Consider the following 25,821-nt stretch of genomic DNA (forward strand, 5'->3'; position numbering starts at 1 on the left):
GCACCTGCCTACACAGGATGAATAAATATTCTCCTTAAATAGTTTATACAAATATCTAAAAATATTTGGAAATTAGCACAGTACCTTTTGTGGTTAAAATAAAAAGTTTAGACAGGTTATTAACAACCTCTTAATTTGATAAAACCTTCTATATTTTTTTTGAAATATCTGCCACTATTTTTTTGATACTGTCTTTCAAAGATTCAGGCTCCAGCACTTCTGCATAATCTGCAAAGGTAATCAGCCAGCGTGGAAAGCCGCCTTTGATCCAATCGGTTTCAAAGATTAATTCTATTCCATCTTCTCTTTCAATCTCTTCAATTAAGCCATAATATTTTTTGGAATTTACCAGATGTCCGATAATTTTTTTCTCTACTAAAAGTCTGACCTTTGTTTTATTTCCATTTGAATTCTGTCTGTAATCATTGATTTGTCCATATTCCTGTAAAAAAGGATTTTCAGTTTTAATAATCTGTAAAATTCGGTCAACCCTGAACTGTCTGAAATCATTTCTCAATGTACAAAAAGCCATAATGTACCAATAATTGAATTCAAAGAAAACACCCACGACCTCAACAGTTCGCATAGATACTTTGGAATCTACAGTGGTGTACTCCAACGTTATCTGTTTCTTTTCTGCTATACTTTCCAGAATAATCGGGATGATATTTCGAATGTTCTCTTCTGTTTTTGGATGATAATTATAAACATCAATCTGCTTTTCAATATTCTGAATTAAATTCCTGTCAGAATATTTCAGAACAGAACGAACTTTCTCCATCGCAGTCTGATAATGATTTCCTAAGCTTTGGTGTAAAAATTTCTGCATCAACTTTTCGGCCGTAATGAAACTCAAAACTTCTTCTTTCGTGAACATCACCGGCGGAAGTTTGTAACCATCCATCAAAGAATAACCGCTTCCTGCTTCACCAATAATCGGAATTCCGGCATTTTCGAGCGTTTTTACATCACGGTAAATCGTTCTGACACTTACATCAAATTTAGCAGCTAGATCTTGTGCTCTGACAATCGGTTTTGATTGTAATTGAGTGAGAATAGCAGTAACTCTATCGAGTTTTTTTAGGTAATGATCGTTCATTGAGGTGTTGAGCGTTTTAGCGTTTTAGCGTTTTAGCGTTTTAGCGTTTTAGCGTTTTAGCGTTTTAGCGTTTTAGCGTTTTAGCGTTTTAGCGTTTTAGCGTTTTAGCGTTTTAGCGTTTTAGCGTTTTAGCGTTTTAGCAAAAGTAATTCCTAATTCCTTAAATTAATTATCTTTAAAGGTATTCATCAATTTATCTAGATTCAAACTTCTTGCAGAAGCATCAAAAATCTCACGATAGGTACCGTTCATCTGAACCAATTCATCGTGACTTCCACTTTCTACAACTCGTCCTTTTTTCATTACATAAATCTTATCTGAATCTAATATTTGGGATAAAGAATGTGAAATAATAACGACTGTTCTTCCTTCTTTTATGGCATCTAAAGAATTTTTGATCTGCTCTGTTGCAATCGCATCTAAGCTGGCAGTAGGTTCATCAAGGAAAATAATAGGTGGATTTTTTAAGAATAACCTTGCAATCGCAATTCTCTGCTGCTGACCTCCGGAAAGTTGGGTTGCATCATGCTGGTATTGGTCGGGTAACTCTAAAATCTGATCGTGGAGATACGCTTTTTTAGCTGCTTTCTCAATCTCTTCAAAACTGGCATTCATATCACCATACCGAATATTATCTTCAATACTTCCCTGGAAAATGTGATTTCTTTGAAGCACTAAACCAATATCATTTCTCAAAAATGTGTTATCGAATTCACTTAAATTAACTCCATCTAGCAAAACCTCTCCTGAATTTGGCGGATAGAATTTACATAGTAGATTAATAATGGTCGACTTTCCGGCACCACTTAACCCTACTAAAGCTGTAGTTTTTCCGTTCTCAATTTTCATAGAAATGTCATGTAAGGCATGCGTTCCGTTTGGATAAGAAAAATTGATATTCTTTAATTCAAAATTCCCTTTGATTTCTTTTTCTACAAAAGTTCCGTTTTGTTCTGTTTCCTGATCTGCATTTAAAATATCAAAATAGCCTTCTGCATAAATCATCGCATCATTCATATCATCATAAATACGGTGCAACTGGCGAATCGGCGATGAAACATTATTAAACAGCATGATATGAAGCATGATCGCTCCAATGGTCATCTTCTGATCCAGCACAAGATATACTGTCAAAAGAATGATAAGCACTACACCAAATTGTTCTATGAAAGTTTTTAATCCATCATAAATGAAATTGGTTTTCCTTGTGAACATCTGACTCTCCATCAGCTGCATCTGAAGATCATATTGTTTTTTGCCCTCAAATTTTTCACGGACAAAACTTTTAATCACCATGATCGAGTTGATCAAATTCAACAATCCTGATGTTTTCTGCTCTCTCTGATTTCTCAATTGACGACGAACTCCACCCAATTTTTTCGCCTGAAGTGAACTGATATAAAAATAAATAGGCACAATGATCGTGGAAACCATCCCCACATACACATTCTGCATATACATAATGATCAGTGCAATGAAAGCATTAGAAAAAAGTGGGAGAATATCGATGAAAAAGTTTTGGACCAGTTTTGTTAAGCTTTCAATTCCTCTATCAATTCTTATCTGAAGTTTTCCGGACTCGTGATTTTCATCATTAAAATAAGCAACTCTATACGTCAAAATTTTATCAATGGCCGACTGTGCTAAAACAGAACTCACGTTAATTCTAATTTTTTCTCCATAAAATTTTTGCCCGAAATTGATGAAAATATTCAATAATTCCTTTCCCAATAAGATAATGGAAATAACGACCAATACATGAATTCCTTCAGACATTGGATGTGGTAACCCCGTTAATTTTGTAACCTCATCTACCGTATATTTTAAGACAAGCGGATTGACCTGTGCAGCCAATGCTCCTAAGAAAGTAAGGAATAATGTTCCATAGATCATTACCCTATATGGTCTGATAAACGGAATAAGTTGTTGATAAATTCCAAATAAAGTAACTGTTCTGTTAAAAGGTTTTGCCATAGGAATTATTTTAACTAAAAAACGTACCGTTTCAAAGAGAAAAGGTACGTTTTATTATATTTTTCAGCAAATGATTGCTTGATTTTAAATTTTATCTTTTAAACTTCCATCATCATTAATATACTTAAATTGATGATTTTTATTTATAATTTCCCCTCCCATATCAAAGAAAGTTCCCCACATTGAAAACCAATCTTCAAAATCATTCTCCTTTAGTGTATCCCAACGAATTACTGTTGAAAGTCCATGTTCTTTAAAATCAATTATAACTCCGTATTCATTATGAATAAAGACTTTTGTTCCTACTTTAAATTTTTCATCAAAATTAAAGAAATCAGTCATTTATCCTTCGTAAATATAAGTCGTTAAATAATGAAGTTCAGATTTACTGGCTGCTTTAGATTCTGCCTCTGCCTGTTCTAAAGGATATTGAGAATTAATCTCTTTTTTCTGAAACACAAAAGAATTATTGGCATTTTTATCTACAACATCATTGAAAATATGCTGAATTTCTGAATTCCCCATTGAAGAAAAACCGATATCTTCAATTCCGTACATTAATTTCAGATCATTAATCTTAGCAAAGTTTTCATCCACAAAACTTTGAAATTGAGTTTTAGATTCAAAATTTCCTGCCCAGATATTGTACGCATATCTTTTCTTTTTCGGTTTATCTAAAATACTCTGATAAACGAAATTCTCCCCTAGATAAGCTTCTCTTACCTGTGGATCATTTGCCAAATCTTCAGGAAGACCTTCTTTAAGAATTCTTCCTTCAAACATAATGTATGTTTTATTGGTAATTGCTAAGGTCTGCTGAACATTGTGATCTGTAATTAAGATCCCAATATTTTTATCAACTAAACTTCTCACGATTTTCTGAATATCTTCAACCGCAATCGGGTCAACACCTGCGAAAGGCTCATCCAAAAGAATAAAGTTCGGGCTGGTAGCCAAACAACGGGCAATTTCCGTTCTACGTCGTTCTCCTCCTGAAAGAAGATCTCCTCTGTTTTTACGAACGTGCTGTAATGAGAATTCTTCAACCAATTCATCACATTTCATCTGTTGCTCACGTTTTGAGAGTTTCGTCAACTGCAAAACGCCCATAATGTTTTCTTCAACGGAAAGTTTTCTAAAAACAGACGCTTCCTGAGCCAGATAACCGATTCCCTTTTGCGCTCGGCGATACATGGCATCAGTGGTAATTTCCTGGTTTTCTAAGAAAATTTTTCCTGAAGTGGGCTTAACCAAACCTACAATCATATAAAACGATGTAGTTTTTCCTGCTCCATTCGGACCAAGCAAACCAACAATTTCTCCCTGCTGAACCTGTACAGAAACGCCTTTTACAACTTTTTTAGGACCGTATTCCTTGATTAAGTTTTCTCCTCGTAAAATCATGAAGCAAATATATAAAAATGTAATCTGATTTTATTTATGTTTTACCATACTTATACAATTGAATAATGATAGATGATGTATCAAAGATATTCAAACGCTCTCCATAAAGGCAACTTGTTGAAAAGGTATGCTTTTTGATAAATGGAACGAGACATAATAAATATAAATAATGAAAAAAAAATTAATGAGCTTGATTGCTGCAGCAATTATTTCCACTACAATTATTTCTTGTAGCAATTCAAAGAAAGAATCCAACACTCCTGAACCTGCTCAACAGGAAATCCTTAACTATAGTAAGTTTTCAAAAGGAAACGGGATGATTGATTCTACTTTGGTAAATCTGGTTATTAAAGACAACAATGTAGAAGGAAAAATGCTCTGGCTTCCAGATGGCAAAGATGCTAAAGTTGGAATTTTACATGGAACCAAAAATGAAAATGGAGATTTAAATTTAATTTTTGAACATTTTCAAGAAGGCATTAAATCAAATGATTCTATGGTTATCAAACTCACACCCAATCAAATGATTATTAAAGATGTATGGGAAATTAATCCTGACACTAAAATAAAAACACCAGCCCTTGATGCTAGAGATACCCTTGAAAAAAGTACGACAGACGTAATCCCTAAACAATGGAATCAAAGATTAGAAAGAATTTTTAATAAATAGTTTACAAACATTGAGATTAGATTTTTATCTAATCTTTTTTTATTCCTTACAAATTGAATATTATTAACCTAAATTTATCTCCCAAAAAGAAATATTCCATGGAAAGCAATCAACAATTAACCGATCTATTAGCTTTAGACCTAGGCATTACTCTAATCAACCGAAGACCTTATGCCAAGGAAGTTTTCAAGTGGCAAGATATGGAGCTACTTCCTCACTCATCAGTAGATACTCTGCTTTGTGAGATTTTTGAATGGAACGGGAGAAATTGGAGAACAACAGAAAATAACTTAATCGGCTTTTTATTTTCTGGAGAAGATTTAGCAAAAGTAAAAGATCAGTTGATCAATATTCCGAAACAACCGGCTTTAATTCCAGACTTTGAGTTCACCAAAGACAGCATGATTGAATATGGTCTTTCGCTCCCTTCGTTGTTCAATATTGGAATTAATGGAAATATTAAAAATGCCAAAGATTTTTCAGTTAAAGTAAACGGGGTTACCAAATCAAGAATTACGAATATAGATTCGCCGGGAATTGAAATTTTGAAAAGCTATTCTGAATTTACTCAAGACCAATCTAAAACCTATAGAAAAAACATTAAGTTCAATTATCTGAGTACTTCCCTATTCTATGCAGAAAGCGTGGAAATTTATCTGGAAAAAGAATCTACAGTTGGATTAGATCTCAATTTTCAAACGCAAAATGTAGAAGTTGAAGCAAAATTAGATACCGATACCAAGAAACATTTTGTTTTAAAATATTCAGGAAATCAGGCACCATTTGCAGCAAAGTTTACGAAAGGAAAAGATTTTGATATTTCATAAAAAAACACCTCAAATTGAGGTGTTTTGCTTGTATAATTGTTGTTGATTATTTATTTAAAAGAATCGCTGCTTCTTTCGCAAAATAGGTAAAGATCATATCTGCTCCTGCTCTTTTGAAACACGTTAAGCTTTCAATGATTGTTTTATCGTTATCTAACCAACCGTTTTGAGCTGCAGCTTTTACCATAGCATATTCACCACTCACATTGTAAACCGCAATCGGAAGATCAATAGCTTCACGAACTTTAGCAACAATATCCAAATAAGGAAGTCCCGGTTTGATCATAATGATATCTGCTCCTTCATCGATATCTTTAAAAACTTCGTTCAACGCCTCACGCGAATTGTGAAAATCCATCTGATAGGTCTTTTTATCTTTCGGAATTTCCATATCATCTTTCGGAGCACTGTCTAAAGCGCTTCTGAACGGCCCGTAAAATGAACTTGCATACTTTGCAGAATAACTTAAAATTCCAACATCAGTAAACCCGTTTTCTTCTAAAGCCTCACGAATCGTCAACACTCTTCCGTCCATCATATCACTTGGTGCCACAATGTCTGCTCCGGCTTCAGCAAGTGACACAGACATTCTTGCCAATGCATCATTGGTAGCATCATTCATGATCTTTCCATTTTCGATGATTCCATCGTGACCATAAATTGAATAAGGATCCAGCGCTACATCAGGCATTACAACCATTGCAGGAACCGCATCTTTAATCGCTTTAATGGTATTTTGCATCAAACCGTCTTTATTCCATGCTTCCTTTCCCGTATTGTCTTTCAAATGATCAGACACTTTCATGTACAAATTGACAGCTTTTACGCCCAAAGAAAATAATTCTTTACATTCCTTCACCGTCAGATCTATACTCCTCCTGAAGATACCAGGCATGGATGGAATTGCTTCTTCCTTGTTTTCGCCCTCCATTACGAAGATCGGCATTACAAAATCATCTGTTGTAAGGATACTTTCTCTTACCAAACTTCTCATAGACTCACTAACTCTAAGTCTTCTATTTCTTGAATGTATCATTTTGGAATACTTTTTGAATAAGTTTCTGCAAATTTACTATAAGTTCTATAAAAAACTATTGCAGGAAATTATAGAATTATTTATTTTTGTTAGGAAATACTTTGAGAAATTATAATTTGATGAAAAAACTTTTACTTTTATTTTTATTTATAGGCACTTTTGTTGGGTTTTCCAACAATTTTAAAGCTCAACTAAGAGAGCCTGGTTCCATCTCGCAAAAAGCAGATGATGGTGTGCTTGTTGCCTATCCAAATCCGGCAAAGGATTTCCTTGTCATTAAGGCAAAAGACTCTTCTTTAAGAGTTAAAAGCGTGACTTTTTATTCAATTTTGGGTACCCAAGTTGCTAATTACATTGTAAATATGAATTCGGGAGAAATCAATATTGAAAAATTGAAACCTGGAAAATATTTAATTCGCTACATTTTGAGCGATAATACACAAAAGGTTACTCAAATCGTAAAACAATAAAATTAAATCCTGATAATCATCAGGATTTTTTCTTTTACATTAATTCTGTTTCAATTATTCCGTAACTTTCGGGATATTTTTATACTAATACAGAAAAACAAATTAATGCTAAAAGCTGAACATATTACGAAGACCTACAATGCAGGTAAAAAAGTAGCATTGGACGACTTCAGTATACATGTCCCAACAGGGAGTATTTATGGTCTTTTAGGCCCTAACGGAGCCGGAAAAACTTCATTCATCCGTATTATCAATCAAATTACTCAGGCAGATTCCGGAGATGTATTCATCAACGGAGAAAAGCTTAATCAAAACCACATCAGAGATATCGGTTACATGCCTGAAGAAAGAGGTTTGTATAAAAACATGACCGTTGGTGACCAGATTCTATATTTTGGTGAATTAAAAGGAATGACCAAAAATGATGCGCTGACGGAAGCCAAAAAATGGTTTGAAAAACTGAACATCGATCAATGGTGGAAGAAAAAGCTTTCTGAACTGTCAAAAGGGATGGCTCAGAAAATTCAGTTTGTTGTAACTGTACTTCACAGACCGCATCTTTTAATTTTAGATGAACCTTTCTCCGGTTTTGATCCTGTGAATGCTAATTTGATTAAAGACCAGATTATTGAGCTTAAAAACAATGGAACAACCATTATTCTTTCGACGCACAGAATGGAAAGTGTGGAAGAAATGTGTGATTATGTAGCATTAATCAATAATTCTAAAAAAATCATTGACGGAAAAGTTTTCGACGTAAGAGAAAAATTCAAGAAAAATATTTTCGGAATTACCCTTTCTGAAGTGAATGATCATCAACTTGAAACTTTCAAAAATAAATATGAAATCTTTAATTATACCCATGAGAATAATTTAGTTTCTTTTGATCTTAAAAATGAAACTGAGCAGAATAACATCATTTTAGATCTTGTACATGTTGGAAAAGTGAGATCATTCGACGAAAGAATTCCGAGTATGAATGAAGTATTTATTAACGCTGTAAGTAACCATCCTTAATTTTATGAATAATATTTTTTTAATTACAAAAAGGGAATTCCTTACACAGGTTAAGAAAAAATCCTTTATTATATTGACTTTATTGGCTCCTGTTATGATTATTGCTTTTGGAGCGGTTATCGGATTAATGTTTAAAGCTAATGAATCACACAGCATCATTGAAGTGGTTGATAAAAGTGGATTATTTAAAGATCAACTAAAATCAAACGATAAACTTAATTATGTTTTTGTTTCCACAGCTGATGAAAAGTCGAAAATCAACAATTTAAAAGGAAACGAATCTTTAGATGGTATTTTAGTATTACCGGAATTAAAAGATCAGAACTTTGATGATCTTGAGAAAAATTCAAGATTGGTTGTAAATACTAAAATTGGTTTTGATACCAAGCAAAGAATTGTTTCTGATATCATTAATGTCATCAAGAAAGAAAAGATCAAACATTTAGGCATCGCCGAAACTCAATTAGAAAATCTTGATAAAAGCTTTACATTAAAAACGATTAACGTTTCTGAAAACAACAAGGAAGATTCTGATCTTAGCTTTGGTGTAAAAACCGGATTAAGCATGGTTTTAATGTATGTTACCTTCATGTTTATCCTTATTTATGGGGTAAGAGTAATGAGAAGTGTTTTGGAAGAGAAAAACAACCGTGTTGTAGAAATTATCATTTCTTCTGTGAAACCATTTGAACTGATGATGGGTAAAATTTTGGGCGTAACAATGGTTGCTTTAACCCAATTTATTATTTGGATTACAATGTCCGTTATTGGGGCCTTGGTTTTGAACACAGGTTTTAATTCAATACAGAAAAATATTCCTGGTGGAAATGAGGAGATTATTAGTAAACTAGACATTGCTCAAATTGCAACGCAGGTTTCTCATAGTTTATTAGAACTTAATTTCCCTTTAATTATTGGTGTATTTATTATCTATTTCCTTTTGGGATATATCTTTTATAGCTCCATTTATGCTGCTATTGGTTCGGCTGTTGATAATGAGACTGAGACTCAGCAATTCACCTTATTTGCTATTTTACCATTAACCTTGGGAATGTATGGAAGTTTTTCATTAATGAATAACCCTGACGGGCCCCTAGGCTTTTGGTTATCTATCATTCCTTTTACTTCACCTGTTGCTATGATTGCAAGAATTCCTTTTGGAGTTCCTATTTGGCAGTTGGCCTTGTCGATTGTACTACTATTAGGAACAACCGTTTTCATGATATTCGTAGCAGGAAAAATCTATAGAGTTGGAATTTTAATGTACGGAAATAAAGCGACTGTAAAAGAACTTTGGAAATGGATTAGAGGGTAATTAAAACCTTCTGAATAATATCAAAACAAAATCCCGAGAATTGCTTCTCGGGATTTTTTATATTTCTAAGAAATCTTTTTATTTAAAGATGTAGCTAATTTTAGCACTAAGAACTTGTTCAGATTTACCTTTTGAAGTTCCCTGAGGTTCATTCGCAAGACCTGGATAAGTATTAGAAATACCAAAGTCATAATTCAAAGCAAATTCAACTTGTCTTTTGTAGCTATACCCTACACCAATTCCTAAACCAAAGTTAAAGCTAGCTGCTTTACCATTTACTCCAGGATACTTAGGATCAGTAACGTCCGGATTATAATAAGGTCTTGATACCGGAGCATTTTTCACATTCTGGCTAACTAAGAAGTTAAATCTAGGTCCTGCCATTGCAAAGAATTCTGATGCAGCTTCTGAAAAATAGCCTTTGAAATAAATTGGAACACTGATATAGTTATTTGCATAAACAGCATCGTAACCATCTCTCCCTTTAGCATCTTTATCTTTACCAGTTTCTCCAGCACCATAGTATAAAACTTCCGGCTGAATAAAGAATTGATTTGCTTTTCCCATCGGGATCAGAGCTAGCACACCAGCTTGCATACTAAATCTTTTTCCTGAAGGGTTGTGGGCATTTTTCACTCCCGAGTAATTAGCTCCTGCAGTGACACCAAATCTTGTACTTTTGAAATTAATCTGGGCAAATGATAAAGTAGAGAGGGCTAAAGCGGAGGTTAATAAAAGTTTTTTCATATGTTTGGTTTTATAATTAAGCTAAAATTTTAGCTACAGTTGCACCGATATCAGCTGGAGAATCAACAACGTTGATGCCGTTTTCTCTCATGATCTGCATTTTTGCCTGAGCAGTATCTTCGTCTCCACCTACAATAGCACCAGCGTGCCCCATAGTTCTTCCTTTAGGAGCTGTTTGCCCAGCGATAAACCCTACAACAGGTTTAGTAGATCCGCTAGCTTTATACCATCTTGCAGCTTCAGCTTCAAGACCACCACCGATCTCACCGATCATAACAACAGCTTCAGTTTCTGGATCATTGATAAATAATTCTAAAGCTTCTCTTGTAGTTGTTCCAATAATTGGGTCACCACCAATACCAATAGCAGTAGAAACACCGAAACCAGCTTTTACAACTTGGTCAGCAGCTTCATAAGTAAGAGTTCCTGATTTAGAAACGATACCTACTTTACCTTTCTTGAAAACAAAACCTGGCATAATACCAATTTTAGCTTCCTCAGAAGTAATGATTCCAGGACAGTTTGGCCCAATCAATCTACAATCTCTATCAGCGATATAAGATTTTACTTTTACCATGTCTGCTACAGGAATACCTTCAGTAATACATACGATCACTTTAATTCCAGCTTCAGCAGCTTCCATAATAGCATCTGCAGCAAATGCAGGTGGTACGAAAATAATACTTACGTTAGCTCCAGCTTTTTCAACAGCGTCAGCAACAGTGTTAAATACAGGCTTTCCTAAGTGCTCGCTACCTCCTTTTCCTGGAGTAACACCACCTACAACGTTTGTTCCGTATTCAATCATCTGACCTGCGTGGAAAGTACCTTCGTTACCTGTAAATCCTTGTACAATTACTTTAGAATCTTTGTTTACTAAAATTGACATTTTATTGTTGTTTTAATTTATTTTTATTATTCTATTAATGCTCACAAATTTACTTATTTTTCTTTGATTTTAGATAAAACCTTGACAATTGTTTATTTGAGATTTCTCAGTTTTACCTCTTTTTTCAAATAAGTTTTAAAATCTTCTGCAAACATTCCGATATAAGTCCCTTTTTCAAGATCTCTGTTGACACCTGTTTTTCCAAGTATTACAGATCCATCAGCAATTTTATTACCAGAAGCGATACCAACCTGTCCCCACAATGTTACCTCATTTCCTATCACACAACATCCTGCGATTCCTACTTGTGAAGCAATCAAACATTTTTTTCCGATGACGGTATCATGACCGATTTGGATTTGATTATCCAATACAGAACCTTCACCGATAACCGTAGAATCTGTAACTCCACGGTCGATTGTACATCCATTCCCGATTTCTACATTGTTTTCAATGATAACATTTCCTACAGAAATCAGACGGTCAAAATTTCCATTTAATTTTCTGTAATAAAAAGCATCACCTCCTAAAACAGTATTTGATTGAATAATCACATTGTCACCAATGACAGTTCTGTCGCCAATGACAACATTAGGAAAAATAAGGGTATTCTTCCCAATAGTAACATTATTTCCGATCACAGCTGTACGATGGATTTTTGTACCCTCTCCTATTTCAACATCGTGAAGTTCTTCTGTGAAATTATATATTCTCGTAAAATGAGTATTGATCTTATTGAAATCTCCGAAAGGATCTTCAGAAACTAAAAGTGCTTTACCTTCGGGACATTCAACTTCTTTATCAATTAAAATAATTGTTGCTGCCGAATTTAAAGCTTTATCGTAATATTTTGGATGGTTTACGAAAACAATATCTCCCGGTCTTACCATGTGAATTTCATTAGTTCCTAATACTTCAAAGTCTTCAGAGCCAACAAATTTTGATCCGATAAGATCAGCAATTGTTTTCAGTTTTTGTGGTTGATGAAACGTCATATGTTTAAATGATGTTTAAATTTTATCACCCGTGTCAAGGTTTAAAACCTTGACACGGTTTGTTTTCAAGTTTAGATTGCAGCCCGACTTGAGCGGAAATCCTTTTTTAGCATGGAAAAAGCAATGGCCAAAAAAGATTGGGAGCGGAAGGCGGAAATAGCTGCCATAAAAAATGAAAGCTGAAAGTTATTATACTTCCAGCTTCATGTTATTTTGAATAATTATTCTTTTACTCTTTCTAAGTAAGAACAGTCTTCAGTGCTCACTTTGATTTTGTCTCCCGCTTCAATGAACAGAGGAACCATTACTCTTGCTCCTGTTTCAACGATAGCGTTTTTAAGAGCGTTGGTTGCTGTATTTCCTTTTACTCCCGGATCAGCTTCAATAACCTCTAGGTAAACAGATTGAGGAAGTTCTGCAGACAAAGGTGTCTCATCAGCCTCCTTTAAAATGATAGTTACTTCTTCACCTGCTTTCATCAGATTAGAGTTTTCGATCATCTCTTTGTTCAAATATAATTGAGAGAAGTCTTCATTGTTCATGAAGTGGAATCCATTCTCATCATCATAAAGATACTGAAATTTTCTTGTGATTACTTTTACCTCATCAATTTTGTGACCTGCAGAGAAAGTGTTATCAAGAACTTTTCCGTTGGTTACTGACTTTAGTTTTGTTCTAACGAAAGCTGGCCCTTTTCCTGGCTTTACGTGCATAAATTCAACTACTTTGAAAATATCATTGCTGAATTCTATACAAAGACCTTTTTTTATATCGTTACTTGTTGCCATTAATTTTATATTATCTTTTAATTTGTATTAGTTACTTTCTTTTCCTGTTCCGTATCCTTTCACGATACCTCGAGGAGAGTTTTGAATAAACTGAAGAATTTCATCTCTTTCAGCCGTTGGAAGCATTTCTTTTTCAATGTAAGTTACTGCCTGAGAAACGTTCATTTTCATTTGGAAAATCGTTCTGTAGATCTTTTGAATTTCGAAAATTTTCTCATTCGTAAAACCTCTTCTTCTCAAACCTACTGAATTGATTCCTGCATAAGACATCGGTTCTCTCGCTACTTTTACATAAGGCGGAATATCTTTTCTCACCAATGTTCCACCAGAAATCATTACATGTTTGCCGATTTTACCAAATTGATGCACCGCACTAAGACCTCCCATTACAGTATAGTCTCCGATTTCTACGTGTCCTGCAATTCCACAACCGTTTACAATGATAACGTGATCTCCGATAACGCAGTCGTGTGCAATATGGGAAGTTGCCATGATAAGGCAGTTTTTACCAATTTTGGTAAATCCTAGGGCTTTCGTTCCTCTGTTTACCGTTACACACTCTCTGATTGTAGTTTCGTCTCCGATAATTACCTGAGTATCTTCACCATCAAACTTTAAATCCTGAGGGATTGCAGAAATTACTGTTCCCGGAAAAATTCTACAGTTTTTGCCTATTCTAGCTCCATCCATAATGGTAACATTAGGGCCAATCCAAGTTCCTTCTCCGATCTCTACGTCCCCTGCAATTGTAGTAAATGGTTCTACAATAACATTCTTGCTGATTTTCGCACGTTTATCTACGGCTGCTAATTGATGAATCATTTAATCAACTTTAATTTTTGCAACTTGAGCCATTAATTCTGCTTCTACTGCTACAGTATCTCCTACATATCCGTATCCCTGCATATGAACAATACCTCTTCTGATAGGCTCTATCAATTCAATTTTGAAAATCATAGTATCACCAGGAACTACTTTTCTTTTGAATTTCACTTTATCTATTTTAATAAAATAAGTAGAATAATTTTCCGGATCCGGAACGCTTGCCAATACTAAGATACCTCCTGTTTGTGCCAACGCTTCTACTTGTAAAACTCCTGGCATTACAGGCTCTTTAGGAAAATGTCCAACGAAGAAAGGCTCATTCATTGTAACGTTTTTCAATCCTACTACATGAGAATCAGACAATTCTAAGATTTTATCAATCAATAAGAACGGAGGTCTGTGAGGCATCAACTTCATAATTCCGTTGATATCGAATACAGGTTCTTTTGTTAAATCAAAATCAGGAACATTTTTTTTCTTCTGTAATTTCCACTGACGGTTCAATTTTTTAGCAAATTGAGTATTTACAAAATGTCCTGGCTTATTAGCAATAACTTTCCCTTTTATTTTCACTCCTGCTAATGCTAAATCACCAATTACATCAAGTAATTTGTGTCTTGCAGCCTCGTTAGGATAATTTAAGGTAAGATTATCAAGAATGCCATTTGGTCTGATAGACACATTGTCTTTACCAAACGCTTTCTTTAATTTTTCAGTAGTTTCAGGAGTAAGATCTTTATCTACATATACAATCGCATTAGAAATATCTCCACCTTTGATCAAACCATGATCTAAAAGCATTTCTAATTCGTGTAAAAAGCTGAATGTTCTTGCAGATGAAATCTCTTCTTTAAATTCTGAAATATTCTTTAACGTAGCATTTTGAGTACCTAAAACTTTAGTCCCAAAATCTACCATTGTTGTAATTTCGTAATTATCTGAAGGAATAATTGTAATCTCGGAACCCGTTACCGGATCGCTATAGCTAAGAACTTCTTTTACTACCAAATATTCTCTGGCAACACTTTGTTCTACAACCCCTACACTTTCGATAGCTTCTACAAAGAACTTTGAAGATCCATCTAAAATTGGAGGTTCAGAAGCATCCATTTCCAACATTGCATTATCTATATCACAACCTACTAGAGCTGCCAAAAGATGTTCACAAGTGTTAATTTTAACTCCTAATTTTTCTAATGTTGTTCCTCTTTCTGTTGCTACAACATAGTTCACATCAGCTTCGACCTGAGGATGACCCTCTAAATCTGTTCTCACAAAAACGAAACCTGTATTTTCTTTAGCAGGTTTTATGGTCAATTTTACTTCTTTACCAGTATGAAGGCCAATCCCGGAAAGTGTTACCTGTTCCTGAAGTGTTTTTTGCATATCACTCATTAGTATGATCTTTTGAGGTATTCTCAAGATTATTTATTCTTTTTACAATTTCAGGTAAATTCCTAAAATGTACATAACTTCTAAGATAGTCGTTATAGCTTATCGCAGGCGAACCATAGATGGTTTCTTTGTCATTTACACTAGAATTCACACCACTTTGAGCCTGAATTTTCACCTGATTTCCTATTTTAATATGCCCAACAACTCCTACCTGACCGCCAATTTGGTTCCAGTTTCCGATAGTTGTAGAACCTGCAATTCCTGCTTGCGCCGCAATCACATTATTCTGTCCTATTTTCACATTATGGGCAATCTGGATAAGGTTATCTATTTTAGTTCCTTTTCCAATAACGGTAGATCCAATAGTAGCTCTGTCGATACTACAGTTAGAACCTATTTCAACATCATCTTCAATAATTACATTACCCAACTGAGGTATTTTTTTAAATCCATCAGGAGTAGGTTGAAACCCAAATCCGTCACCTCCAATTACGGTATTAGAATGAACGACACAATTATCACCAATAATACAGTAATCATAAATTCTGGCACCACTGTCTATTTTACAGTTTTTACCAATCTTTACTCCTTTACCAATATAAACTTGAGGATAAATTTGTGATCCTTCACCAATTTTCGCCTTTTCAGAGATGTAGGCAAACGCACCGATATAGACTTTTTCGCCAATAACAGCTGTTTCATGAATAGAGGAACCGTCTTCGATTCCTTCTTTTCTACCTTGCATCTCCTGATACAGATTCATTAAAACCTGAAACGAAAGATAAGCATCTTTTACGGCAATGATGGTTGGATTATAATTATCTTTTGTAATAATGTTTTCCGAAACGATAAGAACAGAGCATTGTGAAGTATCCATATAATGGGAAAACCTTTCTTGTGCTACAAAAGAAAGATGTCCAGATTCTCCATTTTCAATTGGTGAAACTCCAGTAATAAGTGCGTTCTCGTCACCTATTATTTTTCCGTCGATAAAACTTGCAATTTGCGAAGCTGTAAATTCCATATTCTGCAAAGATAAGAAATTCTATAATTCGCAAACATTTTTTAGTTTTATGATTTTGAATTTTAATACTATTTAAGAAATCAAAGAGTTGATGTCTCTTGGAAAAGTAAGAATATATCTTGTTGTTTTATTCACGATCAAACCTGATAAAAGCTGGTCTTCAGACTCGTCAAGCCTTAGTTTAAGTCCACTTTTCTGCAATAAATAGATCGGTTGCTTTTCTGTGTCATAAGGCAATAATTTTCTCTTAATTTCATGTACCAGATCTTGACCGTTATCAATTCCAAAAAATTCATTGGTCTTTTTTATTTTTTCTTCAATAAGCTTAGGATCAAATGGATGAGATGAAATAATGGTTTTGGGAAGGTTTCTTTGTATCACACATTTACACCAATAAGAAAGAATGATATCATCGGAGTTCTGCCAAGATTTCATCGCCTGAATAACATCATTATCGTCCATTTGTGTAAATCTTTCAACATCTTCGTCCGTTGCCGAACTTTTCCCTCGATATAAAAAATATTTCAAATTTTCTGTTGCAGGTAAATCAATTCCTTGAGAAACTAAATATTTTGCTCTTTCTAATATTTTAACCAAAAGAAACTCTGCCAAAGCTGAAGTTTTATGATAATATACCTGCCAATACATAAACATTCTCGCTGTCAAAAAGTTTTCAATAGAATAAATTCCTTTTGCATCGATCACTAATTCACCTTCTTCACAAACGTTCATCATCGAAATAATCCTTTGTGTATTGATATTTCCTTCCGAAACCCCCGTAAAAAAGCTATCTCTTTTTAAATAATCTAACCTATCAACATCTAATTGGGAAGAAATAAGCTGATTGAAAAACTTTCTGTGATATTTCCCTTGAAACATTTCAATAGCAACGTTCAATTCACCATTAAACTCTTCATTTAATCTATTCATCAATAATAATGAAAGATTTTCGTGATGCCAATCATCCATTAACATACTTTCCAATGCGTGAGAAAACGGACCATGACCAATATCATGCATTAAAATCGCTAACATCGCTCCTTTCTCCTCCTCATCAGAAATCTTCACCCCTTTTTGCTTCAAAGTTTCCAAAGCCGTAAACATCAAGTGCATTGCGCCCAACGCATGATGAAATCTTGTGTGAGTAGCTCCCGGAAAAATTAAACTCAAAAGACCAGTCTGAGAAATTCTTCTCAACCTTTGAAAGTATGGATGTTCTATAATGTCGAATAAAATTTCGTGAGGAATTTTGATGAATCCATGAACAGGATCATTGATGATTTTAAGCTTATTCTGCATTGAAACGTCAGTATTTATACACAAAGTTAGGGATTTTAAATTTTAGCATTGTTTAACTTTCGTTCATAATCATCTTACAATTAACTAAAAATCATAATATTTTCAGAATAAGACTATCCATCTCATTAAATTTAGCTATATTAATATTTGTAATTTATTACAATCCTAAATGGATGGAGCAACCTTCAACTATTGCTTAAAACATACATAAAATTATGAGTGACAAAAAATTCAATATTGCCCTTCTTATTGATGGTGACAATGCGCAAGCCAAATTATTAAAGGAAACGATTGAAGAGGTTTCAAAATATGGCAAAGCTACAATCAGACGAATTTATGGAGACTGGACCTCTCAAGGTATGAATTCCTGGAAAGACCTTGTTAATCTTTACTCCATTAACCCCATTCAAAAATTTTCATATACCAGCGGAAAAAATTCTACCGATGGAGCGTTGATTATTGATGCAATGGATATTCTCCACGGAAAAAGCGTAGAAGGCTTCTGCATTGTTTCAAGCGATAGCGACTATACCGGTTTAGCAAAAAGAATCCGTGAGGAAGGCCTTTTTGTAATGGGTATTGGAGAGAAGAAAACGCCTGAAGCTTTTGTAAAATCTTGTGATATATTTACCTACACCGAAAATATTTCTCCTAAAATCAAGAAAGAGCCCAAAGAAGAAACTCAGAAGACAAAGGAAAATAAAATAGAAGATCATTCAAAAAAAGAAGTGCTTCATGCTAAACCCTATCAACATCCAAGCTTTTTAACTCCAAAAGATGAAGAAATAATTTCAAAAGCATTTGAGATTTCTGCTAATGAAAATGATATGGCTTTTATTTCAACACTCGGCACCAACATCCGAAAGATTGATCCCAGCTTTGATCCCAGAACGTATGGCTACTCCACTTTATCAAAATTATTTGATGACTTGACCCATTTTGAAGTGGTAAGAAATGAAACCAACCATCCCTTATTAAAAAGAAAATAATATTTACTTGTTGCTCTCTTTCAAAAAATTATAATGCATTATTCCTTAATGAGAAGTTTTTCTATTTTCATCCTTTTATTGTTAAGTATCACTTTTTCTGCACAAACTTTATCTGAAACTCAAAAGCTAGAATCACTTTGTAAAGTTTGGGGATTTTTAAAATATTATCATCCGAATGTTGCTAAAGGAAATCTGGATTGGGATCATCAACTTTTTCAGAAACTCAATGAAATCGAAAAAATAAACGATAAAAATCAATTAAACGAACTGTACTCTAATTGGATTAGCAGCCTAGGGAAAGTTGAAATTTGCGAGCAGTGTAAAAAGGAAGATAACAAAGTCTATTTTCTTAAAAATTTTGATCTAAATTGGATTAATGATCCAGTTATATTCACTGAAGATGTGACTCAAAAACTTAGCTATATTCAAAATAATAGAAATATTGGTGACAATTATTATTTCGGAAAAGGTGGAAGAAAAGTATTTTTCAGGAATGAAAATTCTTATGGATCTAAGTTTACTTCTAAAGAAATTAGCCTTTTAGAATTATTCAGATATTGGAATTATGTTGACTACTTTTTTCCCTATAAATACAAAACAGACCAAAATTGGAATGATGTTTTAACAGAGATGATTCCTAAGTTTATTAAAATTAATACTACTGAAACTTATCATTTAACATTAGCAGAATTAGTAACTAAAATGGATGATTCTCATGCTTTCTTATTTTCGCCATTCATTAGTTTGAATCAATATGGCAGAAGAAAAATTCCTGTAGAATATGCTTATGCAGAAGGAAAATTAATTGTTACTAAAATCAATTCCAATAAACTGAATGAAGAAAATTCATTACAAGTTGGAGATGTTATTTATGACGTAAACGGCAAAACGATTCCACAAATGGTCAATAGTTTTGGAAAGTACATTCCCGCTTCCAACTCTTGGGGGAAGATTAAGAAAGTGAAAATTCTTTTTCTTTTCACCAATAAAGATTCACTTGATATTAAACTTGAAAGAGAAGGACAAAACCTAGCAATTAAGGTAAAAACATATCTCTTAAAAGATATTATTAATGATAAGCCTACTATTCCTGAAAAGTGGAAATTTATTGATGGTGAAAAAAAAATAGGATTTGTTAATATGGGAATTATTGAAAGAAAAGATCTGGATGAAATGTATAAAAACTTAAAAGAAACAGAATCCATTATTTTTGATTTAAGAAATTACCCGAAGCAAACCATTTTACCATTAAGCAAATTACTCCTTCCGGAAAACAGTATTTATTATCAGTTCACTTTCCCAGAAACTAACTATTTAAGTCAGTTCTACAGCAGAAAAAATAGTATTGGACAGAAAAACACCAATTATTACAAAGGAAATGTAGTGGTTTTAGTTGATGAAAATACCCAGAGCCAAGCTGAAACTACCACCATGATGTTTAAACAACATCCAAGAGCAAAGATTATTGGCAGTAACACTTCCGGAGCCAATGGAGATATCATAAGATTTAATATTGCTGATCTTGAAACCAGTTTTACAGGATTGGGAGCCTATTATCCTGATGGTAAAGAAACTCAACGAATCGGCATTATCCCAGACATTATTATAAAGCCCACCATAGAAGGTATTAAAAAGGGAAAAGACGAAGTACTGGAAAGAGCTTTGGAATATATAAAAACAGGAAAATAAATATTCGCTTTAAGCAACCTCTGCAGTGAATGTTTTTCTCACAAATATCACAATCAAATAATAACAAAAACAACAATTGACTTTTCATTTAAAAACAATTCTTTTTATCGTGTAAATAATCTATCTTCATAGTCAGTTATTTTAATAAAAAAACATCAATATTTTTAACTAAGATTTAACTTTTAAAACTACTGTTTTCGTTGATTTTAAAAGCTTTTGGTCGCAATTTTGATGTACTCACCATGAAAAATTAAATTATTATGTCGGAAAAGATATTATGGATAGATGATGAAATAGATTTACTTAAACCTCATATCGTATTTTTAGAAAAAAAGGGGTACCATGTAACTCCCGTAAATAATGTGAATGAGGCATTAGAATTGATAGATTCAGAAAAATTTGCTCTTACTTTAATAGACGAAAATATGCCCGGGATTTCTGGGCTTGAAGCAATCCCTATGATCAAAGAAAAAGATAACTCTTTGAAAATAGTAATGGTAACAAAAAGTGAAGAAGAACATATTATGGAAGAAGCCATAGGTTCTCAAATTGCAGATTACATTTTAAAACCGGTTAATCCGAATCAAATCTTATTATCATTAAAGAAAAATCTTCAGGAAGACAATCTTGTAGAGCAAAAGACAATTTTGCAATACCAACAGGAATTCAGAAATCTTTCTATGGAACTTTCTTATTTAAGAACCTACCAAGAATGGGCTGAATATTACAAAAAGATCGTTAATTGGGAAATCAAGTTTGATAAAGTTGCAGATAATGAATTTGCAGATCTTTTACAGTCACAAAAAGAAGAAGCGAATATTCAGTTTTCAAAATTCATTGAAAATAATTACGAAGATTGGTTAAATGGAAATGAAAAGCCATTAATGAGCCACACCCTTTTCAAGGAAAAAATAAAACAGGAAGTAGAAAAAGAAAAAGTTCTTTTACTAATGGTTGATAATCTACGTTATGATCAATGGAAAGTAATTGAACCTTTATTCACAAAGTACTACAATAAAGTTTCAGAAGATTATTATTACAGTATTCTTCCAACTGCTACACAGTATGCAAGAAACTCTTTCTTTGCAGGATTAATGCCTTCGGAAATTGAAAAACGTTTTCCCGATAAATGGTTTAATGATAATGAAGAAGGAAATAAAAACGAATTTGAGCGCGACTTCCTAGAAGACCAAATGAAGAGAATTGGTTTAGGATCTAAATCAATGAAATATCTAAAAGTGTTGAATGCAGATTTTGAAAGAAAGATCTACGATGATTTCAATCAGCATAAAAACAATGATCTTTTGGTAATTGTTTATAACTTTATTGATATTCTTTCACACGCAAAAACAGATAATCATATTGTTGATCAATTGATTCGTGATGATAAAACCTTCCGTTCATTAACATCAAACTGGTTTGAAAACTCATCTTTAATTAAGATTATCAAATTGGCAGCTGAAAGTGGTTTCAAATTGGTTATTACAACAGACCACGGAACTGTTTATGTTAAAAAACCGAGTAAAGTAGTTGGAGATAGAGAAACATCTACTAATATCCGTTATAAAACAGGGAAGAGTTTAACATATGACGACAGAGATGTATGGGCAGTTACTAATCCTGAAAAATTATTCTTACCAAAAGGAAACCTAAGCTCAAAATATATTTTTGCTAAAAATAATATTTTCTTAGCTTATCCTAAAAATTATAATCATTTTGTAAACTACTATAAAGAAACCTATCAGCACGGTGGAATTTCATTGGAAGAATGTATTATTCCAATAAGTATTCTAGAACCTAAATAGTTTTATAGTTTATTTAATTTTTAAAAGAAGCGGAAAAAATCACTTGATTTTTTCCGCTTCTTTTTTATAATTTTGAAGTATGAGATTAATTACTTACAACGTAAACGGAATTAGGGCTGCTTTCACCAAAGATTTTCTTGGCTGGTTGAAAACCGCTGATCCCGATGTTATCTGTATTCAGGAGAGTAAAGCAGGAAACGACCAAATAGATATCGAAAGTCTTGAAAAATCAGGATATCATAGTTATTGGCATTCTGCAGTAAGAAAAGGCTATAGTGGCGTCGGAATAGCTTCAAAAATACAACCTAATCATGTAGAGTATGGTTGTGGAATTGAAAGCTATGATAATGAAGGAAGAATTATCCGTGCTGATTTTGATGATTACTCAGTAATCTCGGTGTATGTACCTTCCGCTTCAAATATTGAAAGGCTGGAATTTAAAATGCAGTTTTGTCATGATTTCCTACAGTATATAAAAAACTTAAAAAAAGAAATTCCTAATCTTATTATTTCGGGGGATTTTAATATCTGTCATGAAGCGATTGATATTCACAATCCCGTTGGTTTAAAAAATACTTCCGGATTCTTACCCATGGAAAGAGAATGGATGACCAGCTTTATCGAAGAATGTGAATTAATAGACAGCTTTAGACTTTTTAATAATGAACCTGATAATTATACTTGGTGGAGCTACAGACAGAATTCCAGGGCTAATAATAAAGGGTGGCGCCTAGATTACAACTTCGTTTCCTATTCATTAAAAGAAAAGCTTTCAAGGGCTGTTATTTTAAAAGAAGCTGTGCATTCAGATCATTGTCCAGCTTTAGTGGAGATTAACCTATAAAAATAAAAGCCAGCTGAATAAGCTGGCTTTGCAATTTAAATCATAAATGTTAATCGACAATTTCATATTCCACCGGAATCGTACCATGATCGGCATTTCCGATTTCTTCGAACGCTGCTTTAGACATATCTAAAGCTCTTGATGAATGGAAAGGACCTCTATCATTAATCTTCACTATCACCTCTTTTCCATTGTTCAGATTGGTAACTTTAATTGTTGTACCAAATGGAAGCGTTCTGTTAGCTGCAGTAAGCTTTGAATTATCAAAGATCTCTCCGCTGGCTGTTTTTCTACCGTTAAACTTATCGTGGTAGTACGATGCATAACTTGTTCTTTTCGCATCTGTGGCACTATTCTTGAAAGAATAAATACCAAAGCTTGAAATCATCATTATGATTACGAGAATGAATCTTTTCACCATGTTGAAATTTTTATTGGTTTTGACTCAGCAAAAGTATCATGAATCTAGTAAAGTCCACATTCCAAATGTTAAAAAACGTTAACAAAAACCTAATTCTATCACAACAACCTCTGTAAGTCCTTATTAATAGGCTTTTTAGAAGGGGTTGTTAAAAAGTGTTAAAAAACAAGCTGAAATGTTAACATAATTAACTAATCCAAGCATAATTTTAAAAAACGCATTTTAAAAATTCCTGAAAATCAACATTTTAACATTTTTTAATAAAACTTAAAATATTGAGGAAAAAGATTAATATTTTCTATAGTCTTTAAATAAACACTCAAATGCAAACTTAAAAAGGGTACTCAATAGAAAAAGATTCAATTTCAAAATTTGCCATCTTTACTTTGTAGCATATACTCTTCTAATAAGATATTAAACTCTTTAAACACTATCCTATTCCTATTATTCTCTTAGAACACCCATTTAAATATACAAGCTAATGAAATATTACTTTTATATTAAGTCAACAAAAAGACCAATGAGAAATCTCATTGGTCTTATATTTAAAATGTAGATATACCTTATTTAGTATATTCTACAACATAATCATATGTTCCGGCAGGATAAACTACAGACATACTTGGAGAACCTGTAATAAGGTTACCGTTACTAATATCATAAGAATAAACTCCGTTTGCAAAAACACTACCCGTACCTGCTTTAAAAACAGTTACTCTGTAAATACTAGCAGTCCCACTAGCAGGAACTGTAATAGCAGCTGGCGTATAAGTTGTAGGAGCTGTAGAAGTTCCACTTACAGTAAATGTTCCTTTTTTAGCGTATACCTGACCACCATTTACTAAAGTATTAGTAGATGTTTCAGCAGTTGTTACATTGAATTTTGGACTAGCTCCTAATGGAAGCCATCTCCCTGTTGCCACAGCAGCAGCACCTGTAGCACTACCAGCAGCCATAGGATTAGAGAAATAATAGAAACCAGGAGCAACATTAGATGCAGCACTAGGGTTATTAGCACCTGTCAAAGTATTACCAGTTCCAGTATTGTAAACAATCATACCGTCAAATCCAGTAGGAAAGTTAATACCATCAACATTATCTGTCTTAAAAACCCAAGTAGTAAGATTTGTTCTTGGGTATACTAATCCTTTTCCTATTGTATTAGATGAGTTAGCACTTGGATCAAAATTTGAACTTGCATCTAAAAATGGGTTCTCATCAGTAACTGTAGCAACAGTTTGTTGATTAGTTGCAATTTGTGAATGATACAAATTCGAAGAAAGGAAACATACTATGCTAAATAAAATTATTTTTTTCATTGTATTGGATTTTAAATGTTAATTATAAGAAATTGAAACCCACTTTGTACCATCCGATATAAATTGTTTCCCTCTAAATTGTAAAACTGTAGCAGTACCTGCAACCGGAACAGCATTAGCAGCTACTACAGTAACTGTAGAAGCAGTAGTGTTCTGATTGGAAATAACAACTAATCTACCTGAGTTTGTAGCATCAGCAGCTGGTAATGTAATTGTAATCCCACCCGCAGCATTTGTTACTAAGAAGAAGTCAGTATTTGCAGCTGTATAACTAGCATTAACCGCAGTTGCAGTTCCTCTAATAACTTCATACCTCTGAGGAGTAGCAGCGCCACCACCTCCTACAGCAGTCCAAACATTGTTTGTACCATCATAGTAATAGAATCCTGTTGCAGTAACATTAGCTGTCTTAGCTGTTGCAGTACCATCTATAGCAGTTACAAAAGCAAGAGCACCATTTTGAGCCGCAGTATATGCTGCATCTTTAGCATACAACTGAGTTCGTGCCATACGAGGGACTAAAAGCGCGTCAGGTCTTGTAGCGTCTGTAGTGTTTGCTACAACATCTAAAGTAGCGGCAGGTGTAGTTGTGTTAATCCCCACACGCCCCTGTTGAGCTTTAGTAAGCGCTGTCATGCTAGCAAGAACAAACGCTGTTAATAAAATTTTTTTCATAAGTTTTTAAAGATTTTAAATTACATTTTTCATCAATGATATTTATATTCAAAAGGGATAATTTATCCCAAATTTGCTCTTTAATTAAAAAAAAACTAAAACAAACTATAAGGAGAACAGTCTCAAAAATGTTTTATTTTCGATTTAATTTTTTAAATACCTAACGTTCAATAAATAGCATTATAAAAATCTATTCATATTGCAAAGTTAGTACTTTATTATTTAATTGCAATAATCTTGCATAAAAAGTTTTTCTCAACCAACACCAATAAAACAAAACACACTTAAAATCAAGCACTTATGGA

General features: G+C 33.5%; 24 protein-coding genes and 1 pseudogene. 9 read left to right on the plus strand and 16 right to left on the minus strand.

What is annotated here, in order from left to right; all coding sequences use genetic code 11:
- Positions 1–148: 148 nt before the first annotated feature.
- From BUB80_RS04835 to lptB, 4 genes and pseudogenes are all read right to left on the minus strand, one after another.
- Entirely contained in the window at positions 149–1,099 is a 951-nt protein-coding gene (locus BUB80_RS04835) for a helix-turn-helix transcriptional regulator (protein WP_073291465.1), read from the minus strand.
- A 165-nt stretch (positions 1,100–1,264) separates the two neighbouring features.
- Positions 1,265–2,992, minus strand: a complete 1,728-nt coding sequence (locus BUB80_RS04840; protein ID WP_073291734.1) for an ABC transporter ATP-binding protein — start codon at positions 2,990–2,992, stop codon at positions 1,265–1,267.
- A 165-nt stretch (positions 2,993–3,157) separates the two neighbouring features.
- Complete coding sequence (locus BUB80_RS04845; RefSeq protein ID WP_073291467.1) at positions 3,158–3,415, minus strand: hypothetical protein; 258 nt, start codon at positions 3,413–3,415, stop codon at positions 3,158–3,160.
- A gap of 336 nt (positions 3,416–3,751) precedes the next feature.
- A pseudogene (gene lptB / locus BUB80_RS04850) lies at positions 3,752–4,477 on the minus strand (LPS export ABC transporter ATP-binding protein); the annotation flags it as partial.
- Positions 4,478–4,646: 169 nt separating this feature from the next.
- On the opposite strand from lptB, the gene BUB80_RS04855 reads away from it, so the two are divergent.
- A complete protein-coding gene (locus tag BUB80_RS04855; RefSeq protein WP_073291471.1) occupies positions 4,647–5,147 on the plus strand; it encodes a hypothetical protein in 501 nt (166 codons plus the stop codon).
- A 98-nt stretch (positions 5,148–5,245) separates the two neighbouring features.
- Positions 5,246–5,974, plus strand: a complete 729-nt coding sequence (locus BUB80_RS04860; protein ID WP_073291473.1) for a hypothetical protein — start codon at positions 5,246–5,248, stop codon at positions 5,972–5,974.
- A 46-nt stretch (positions 5,975–6,020) separates the two neighbouring features.
- On the opposite strand, the gene hemB is transcribed toward BUB80_RS04860, so the two are convergent.
- Entirely contained in the window at positions 6,021–7,010 is a 990-nt protein-coding gene (gene hemB / locus BUB80_RS04865) for a porphobilinogen synthase (RefSeq protein ID WP_073291475.1), read from the minus strand.
- Positions 7,011–7,129: 119 nt separating this feature from the next.
- Between hemB and BUB80_RS04870 the strand changes: the two genes are divergently transcribed.
- From BUB80_RS04870 to BUB80_RS04880, 3 genes are all read left to right on the plus strand, one after another.
- Entirely contained in the window at positions 7,130–7,480 is a 351-nt protein-coding gene (locus tag BUB80_RS04870) for a T9SS type A sorting domain-containing protein (protein ID WP_073291477.1), read from the plus strand.
- A 105-nt stretch (positions 7,481–7,585) separates the two neighbouring features.
- Positions 7,586–8,497, plus strand: coding sequence for an ABC transporter ATP-binding protein (locus BUB80_RS04875; protein WP_073291478.1), 912 nt, complete (start codon positions 7,586–7,588; stop codon positions 8,495–8,497).
- Positions 8,498–8,501: 4 nt separating this feature from the next.
- The gene (locus tag BUB80_RS04880) at positions 8,502–9,812 is read left to right on the plus strand and encodes an ABC transporter permease (protein ID WP_054510280.1); all 1,311 of its coding nucleotides are present in this window, start codon (positions 8,502–8,504) and stop codon (positions 9,810–9,812) included.
- A 78-nt stretch (positions 9,813–9,890) separates the two neighbouring features.
- Here the strand turns inward: BUB80_RS04880 and BUB80_RS04885 are convergent, their stop codons facing one another.
- From BUB80_RS04885 to BUB80_RS04920, 8 genes are all read right to left on the minus strand, one after another.
- Positions 9,891–10,559: a porin family protein gene (locus BUB80_RS04885; RefSeq protein ID WP_073291480.1), complete on the minus strand. Its 669-nt coding sequence runs from the start codon at positions 10,557–10,559 to the stop codon at positions 9,891–9,893.
- A gap of 16 nt (positions 10,560–10,575) precedes the next feature.
- Positions 10,576–11,448 (minus strand): succinate--CoA ligase subunit alpha, encoded by an 873-nt coding sequence (gene sucD / locus BUB80_RS04890; RefSeq protein ID WP_034710058.1) that lies wholly within the window; start codon positions 11,446–11,448, stop codon positions 10,576–10,578.
- Positions 11,449–11,540: 92 nt separating this feature from the next.
- A complete protein-coding gene (locus BUB80_RS04895; RefSeq protein ID WP_073291481.1) occupies positions 11,541–12,443 on the minus strand; it encodes a UDP-3-O-(3-hydroxymyristoyl)glucosamine N-acyltransferase in 903 nt (300 codons plus the stop codon).
- Between the two features lie 221 nt (positions 12,444–12,664).
- Positions 12,665–13,231 carry an elongation factor P gene (gene efp / locus BUB80_RS04900; RefSeq protein WP_073291483.1) on the minus strand — a complete coding sequence of 189 codons (567 nt, stop codon included), beginning with the start codon at positions 13,229–13,231 and terminating at the stop codon, positions 12,665–12,667.
- Between the two features lie 27 nt (positions 13,232–13,258).
- Positions 13,259–14,053, minus strand: a complete 795-nt coding sequence (lpxA, locus tag BUB80_RS04905) for an acyl-ACP--UDP-N-acetylglucosamine O-acyltransferase (protein WP_054510285.1) — start codon at positions 14,051–14,053, stop codon at positions 13,259–13,261.
- Complete coding sequence (locus tag BUB80_RS04910; protein WP_073291484.1) at positions 14,054–15,451, minus strand: bifunctional UDP-3-O-[3-hydroxymyristoyl] N-acetylglucosamine deacetylase/3-hydroxyacyl-ACP dehydratase; 1,398 nt, start codon at positions 15,449–15,451, stop codon at positions 14,054–14,056. It lies immediately after the preceding gene.
- Entirely contained in the window at positions 15,444–16,475 is a 1,032-nt protein-coding gene (lpxD, locus tag BUB80_RS04915; protein WP_073291486.1) for a UDP-3-O-(3-hydroxymyristoyl)glucosamine N-acyltransferase, read from the minus strand. The genes BUB80_RS04910 and lpxD overlap by 8 nt, the downstream gene beginning before the upstream one ends.
- A 72-nt stretch (positions 16,476–16,547) precedes the next feature.
- The gene (locus tag BUB80_RS04920) at positions 16,548–17,774 is read right to left on the minus strand and encodes an HD domain-containing protein (protein WP_073291487.1); all 1,227 of its coding nucleotides are present in this window, start codon (positions 17,772–17,774) and stop codon (positions 16,548–16,550) included.
- Between the two features lie 215 nt (positions 17,775–17,989).
- Here BUB80_RS04920 and BUB80_RS04925 point away from each other — a divergent pair, with 215 nt between their 5' ends.
- From BUB80_RS04925 to BUB80_RS04940, 4 genes are all read left to right on the plus strand, one after another.
- Positions 17,990–18,763: an NYN domain-containing protein gene (locus tag BUB80_RS04925; RefSeq protein WP_073291489.1), complete on the plus strand. Its 774-nt coding sequence runs from the start codon at positions 17,990–17,992 to the stop codon at positions 18,761–18,763.
- A 33-nt stretch (positions 18,764–18,796) separates the two neighbouring features.
- Entirely contained in the window at positions 18,797–20,452 is a 1,656-nt protein-coding gene (locus BUB80_RS04930; protein ID WP_083547055.1) for a S41 family peptidase, read from the plus strand.
- Positions 20,453–20,712: 260 nt separating this feature from the next.
- The gene (porX, locus tag BUB80_RS04935; protein WP_073291493.1) at positions 20,713–22,257 is read left to right on the plus strand and encodes a T9SS response regulator signal transducer PorX; all 1,545 of its coding nucleotides are present in this window, start codon (positions 20,713–20,715) and stop codon (positions 22,255–22,257) included.
- 79 nt (positions 22,258–22,336) lie between these two features.
- Entirely contained in the window at positions 22,337–23,101 is a 765-nt protein-coding gene (locus tag BUB80_RS04940) for an exodeoxyribonuclease III (RefSeq protein WP_073291494.1), read from the plus strand.
- A 49-nt stretch (positions 23,102–23,150) separates the two neighbouring features.
- Here the strand turns inward: BUB80_RS04940 and BUB80_RS04945 are convergent, their stop codons facing one another.
- The 3 genes from BUB80_RS04945 to BUB80_RS04955 all read right to left on the minus strand — a co-directional run bounded on the left by BUB80_RS04945 (position 23,151) and on the right by BUB80_RS04955 (position 25,516).
- Complete coding sequence (locus tag BUB80_RS04945) at positions 23,151–23,522, minus strand: septal ring lytic transglycosylase RlpA family protein (protein ID WP_073291496.1); 372 nt, start codon at positions 23,520–23,522, stop codon at positions 23,151–23,153.
- 563 nt (positions 23,523–24,085) lie between these two features.
- A complete protein-coding gene (locus tag BUB80_RS04950) occupies positions 24,086–24,841 on the minus strand; it encodes a hypothetical protein (protein WP_073291497.1) in 756 nt (251 codons plus the stop codon).
- A gap of 18 nt (positions 24,842–24,859) precedes the next feature.
- Entirely contained in the window at positions 24,860–25,516 is a 657-nt protein-coding gene (locus BUB80_RS04955) for a hypothetical protein (RefSeq protein ID WP_073291499.1), read from the minus strand.
- Positions 25,517–25,821 lie beyond the last annotated feature (305 nt).

Origin of the sequence: Chryseobacterium polytrichastri, from assembly GCF_900142445.1 — a bacterium.
GTDB lineage: Bacteria > Bacteroidota > Bacteroidia > Flavobacteriales > Weeksellaceae > Chryseobacterium > Chryseobacterium polytrichastri.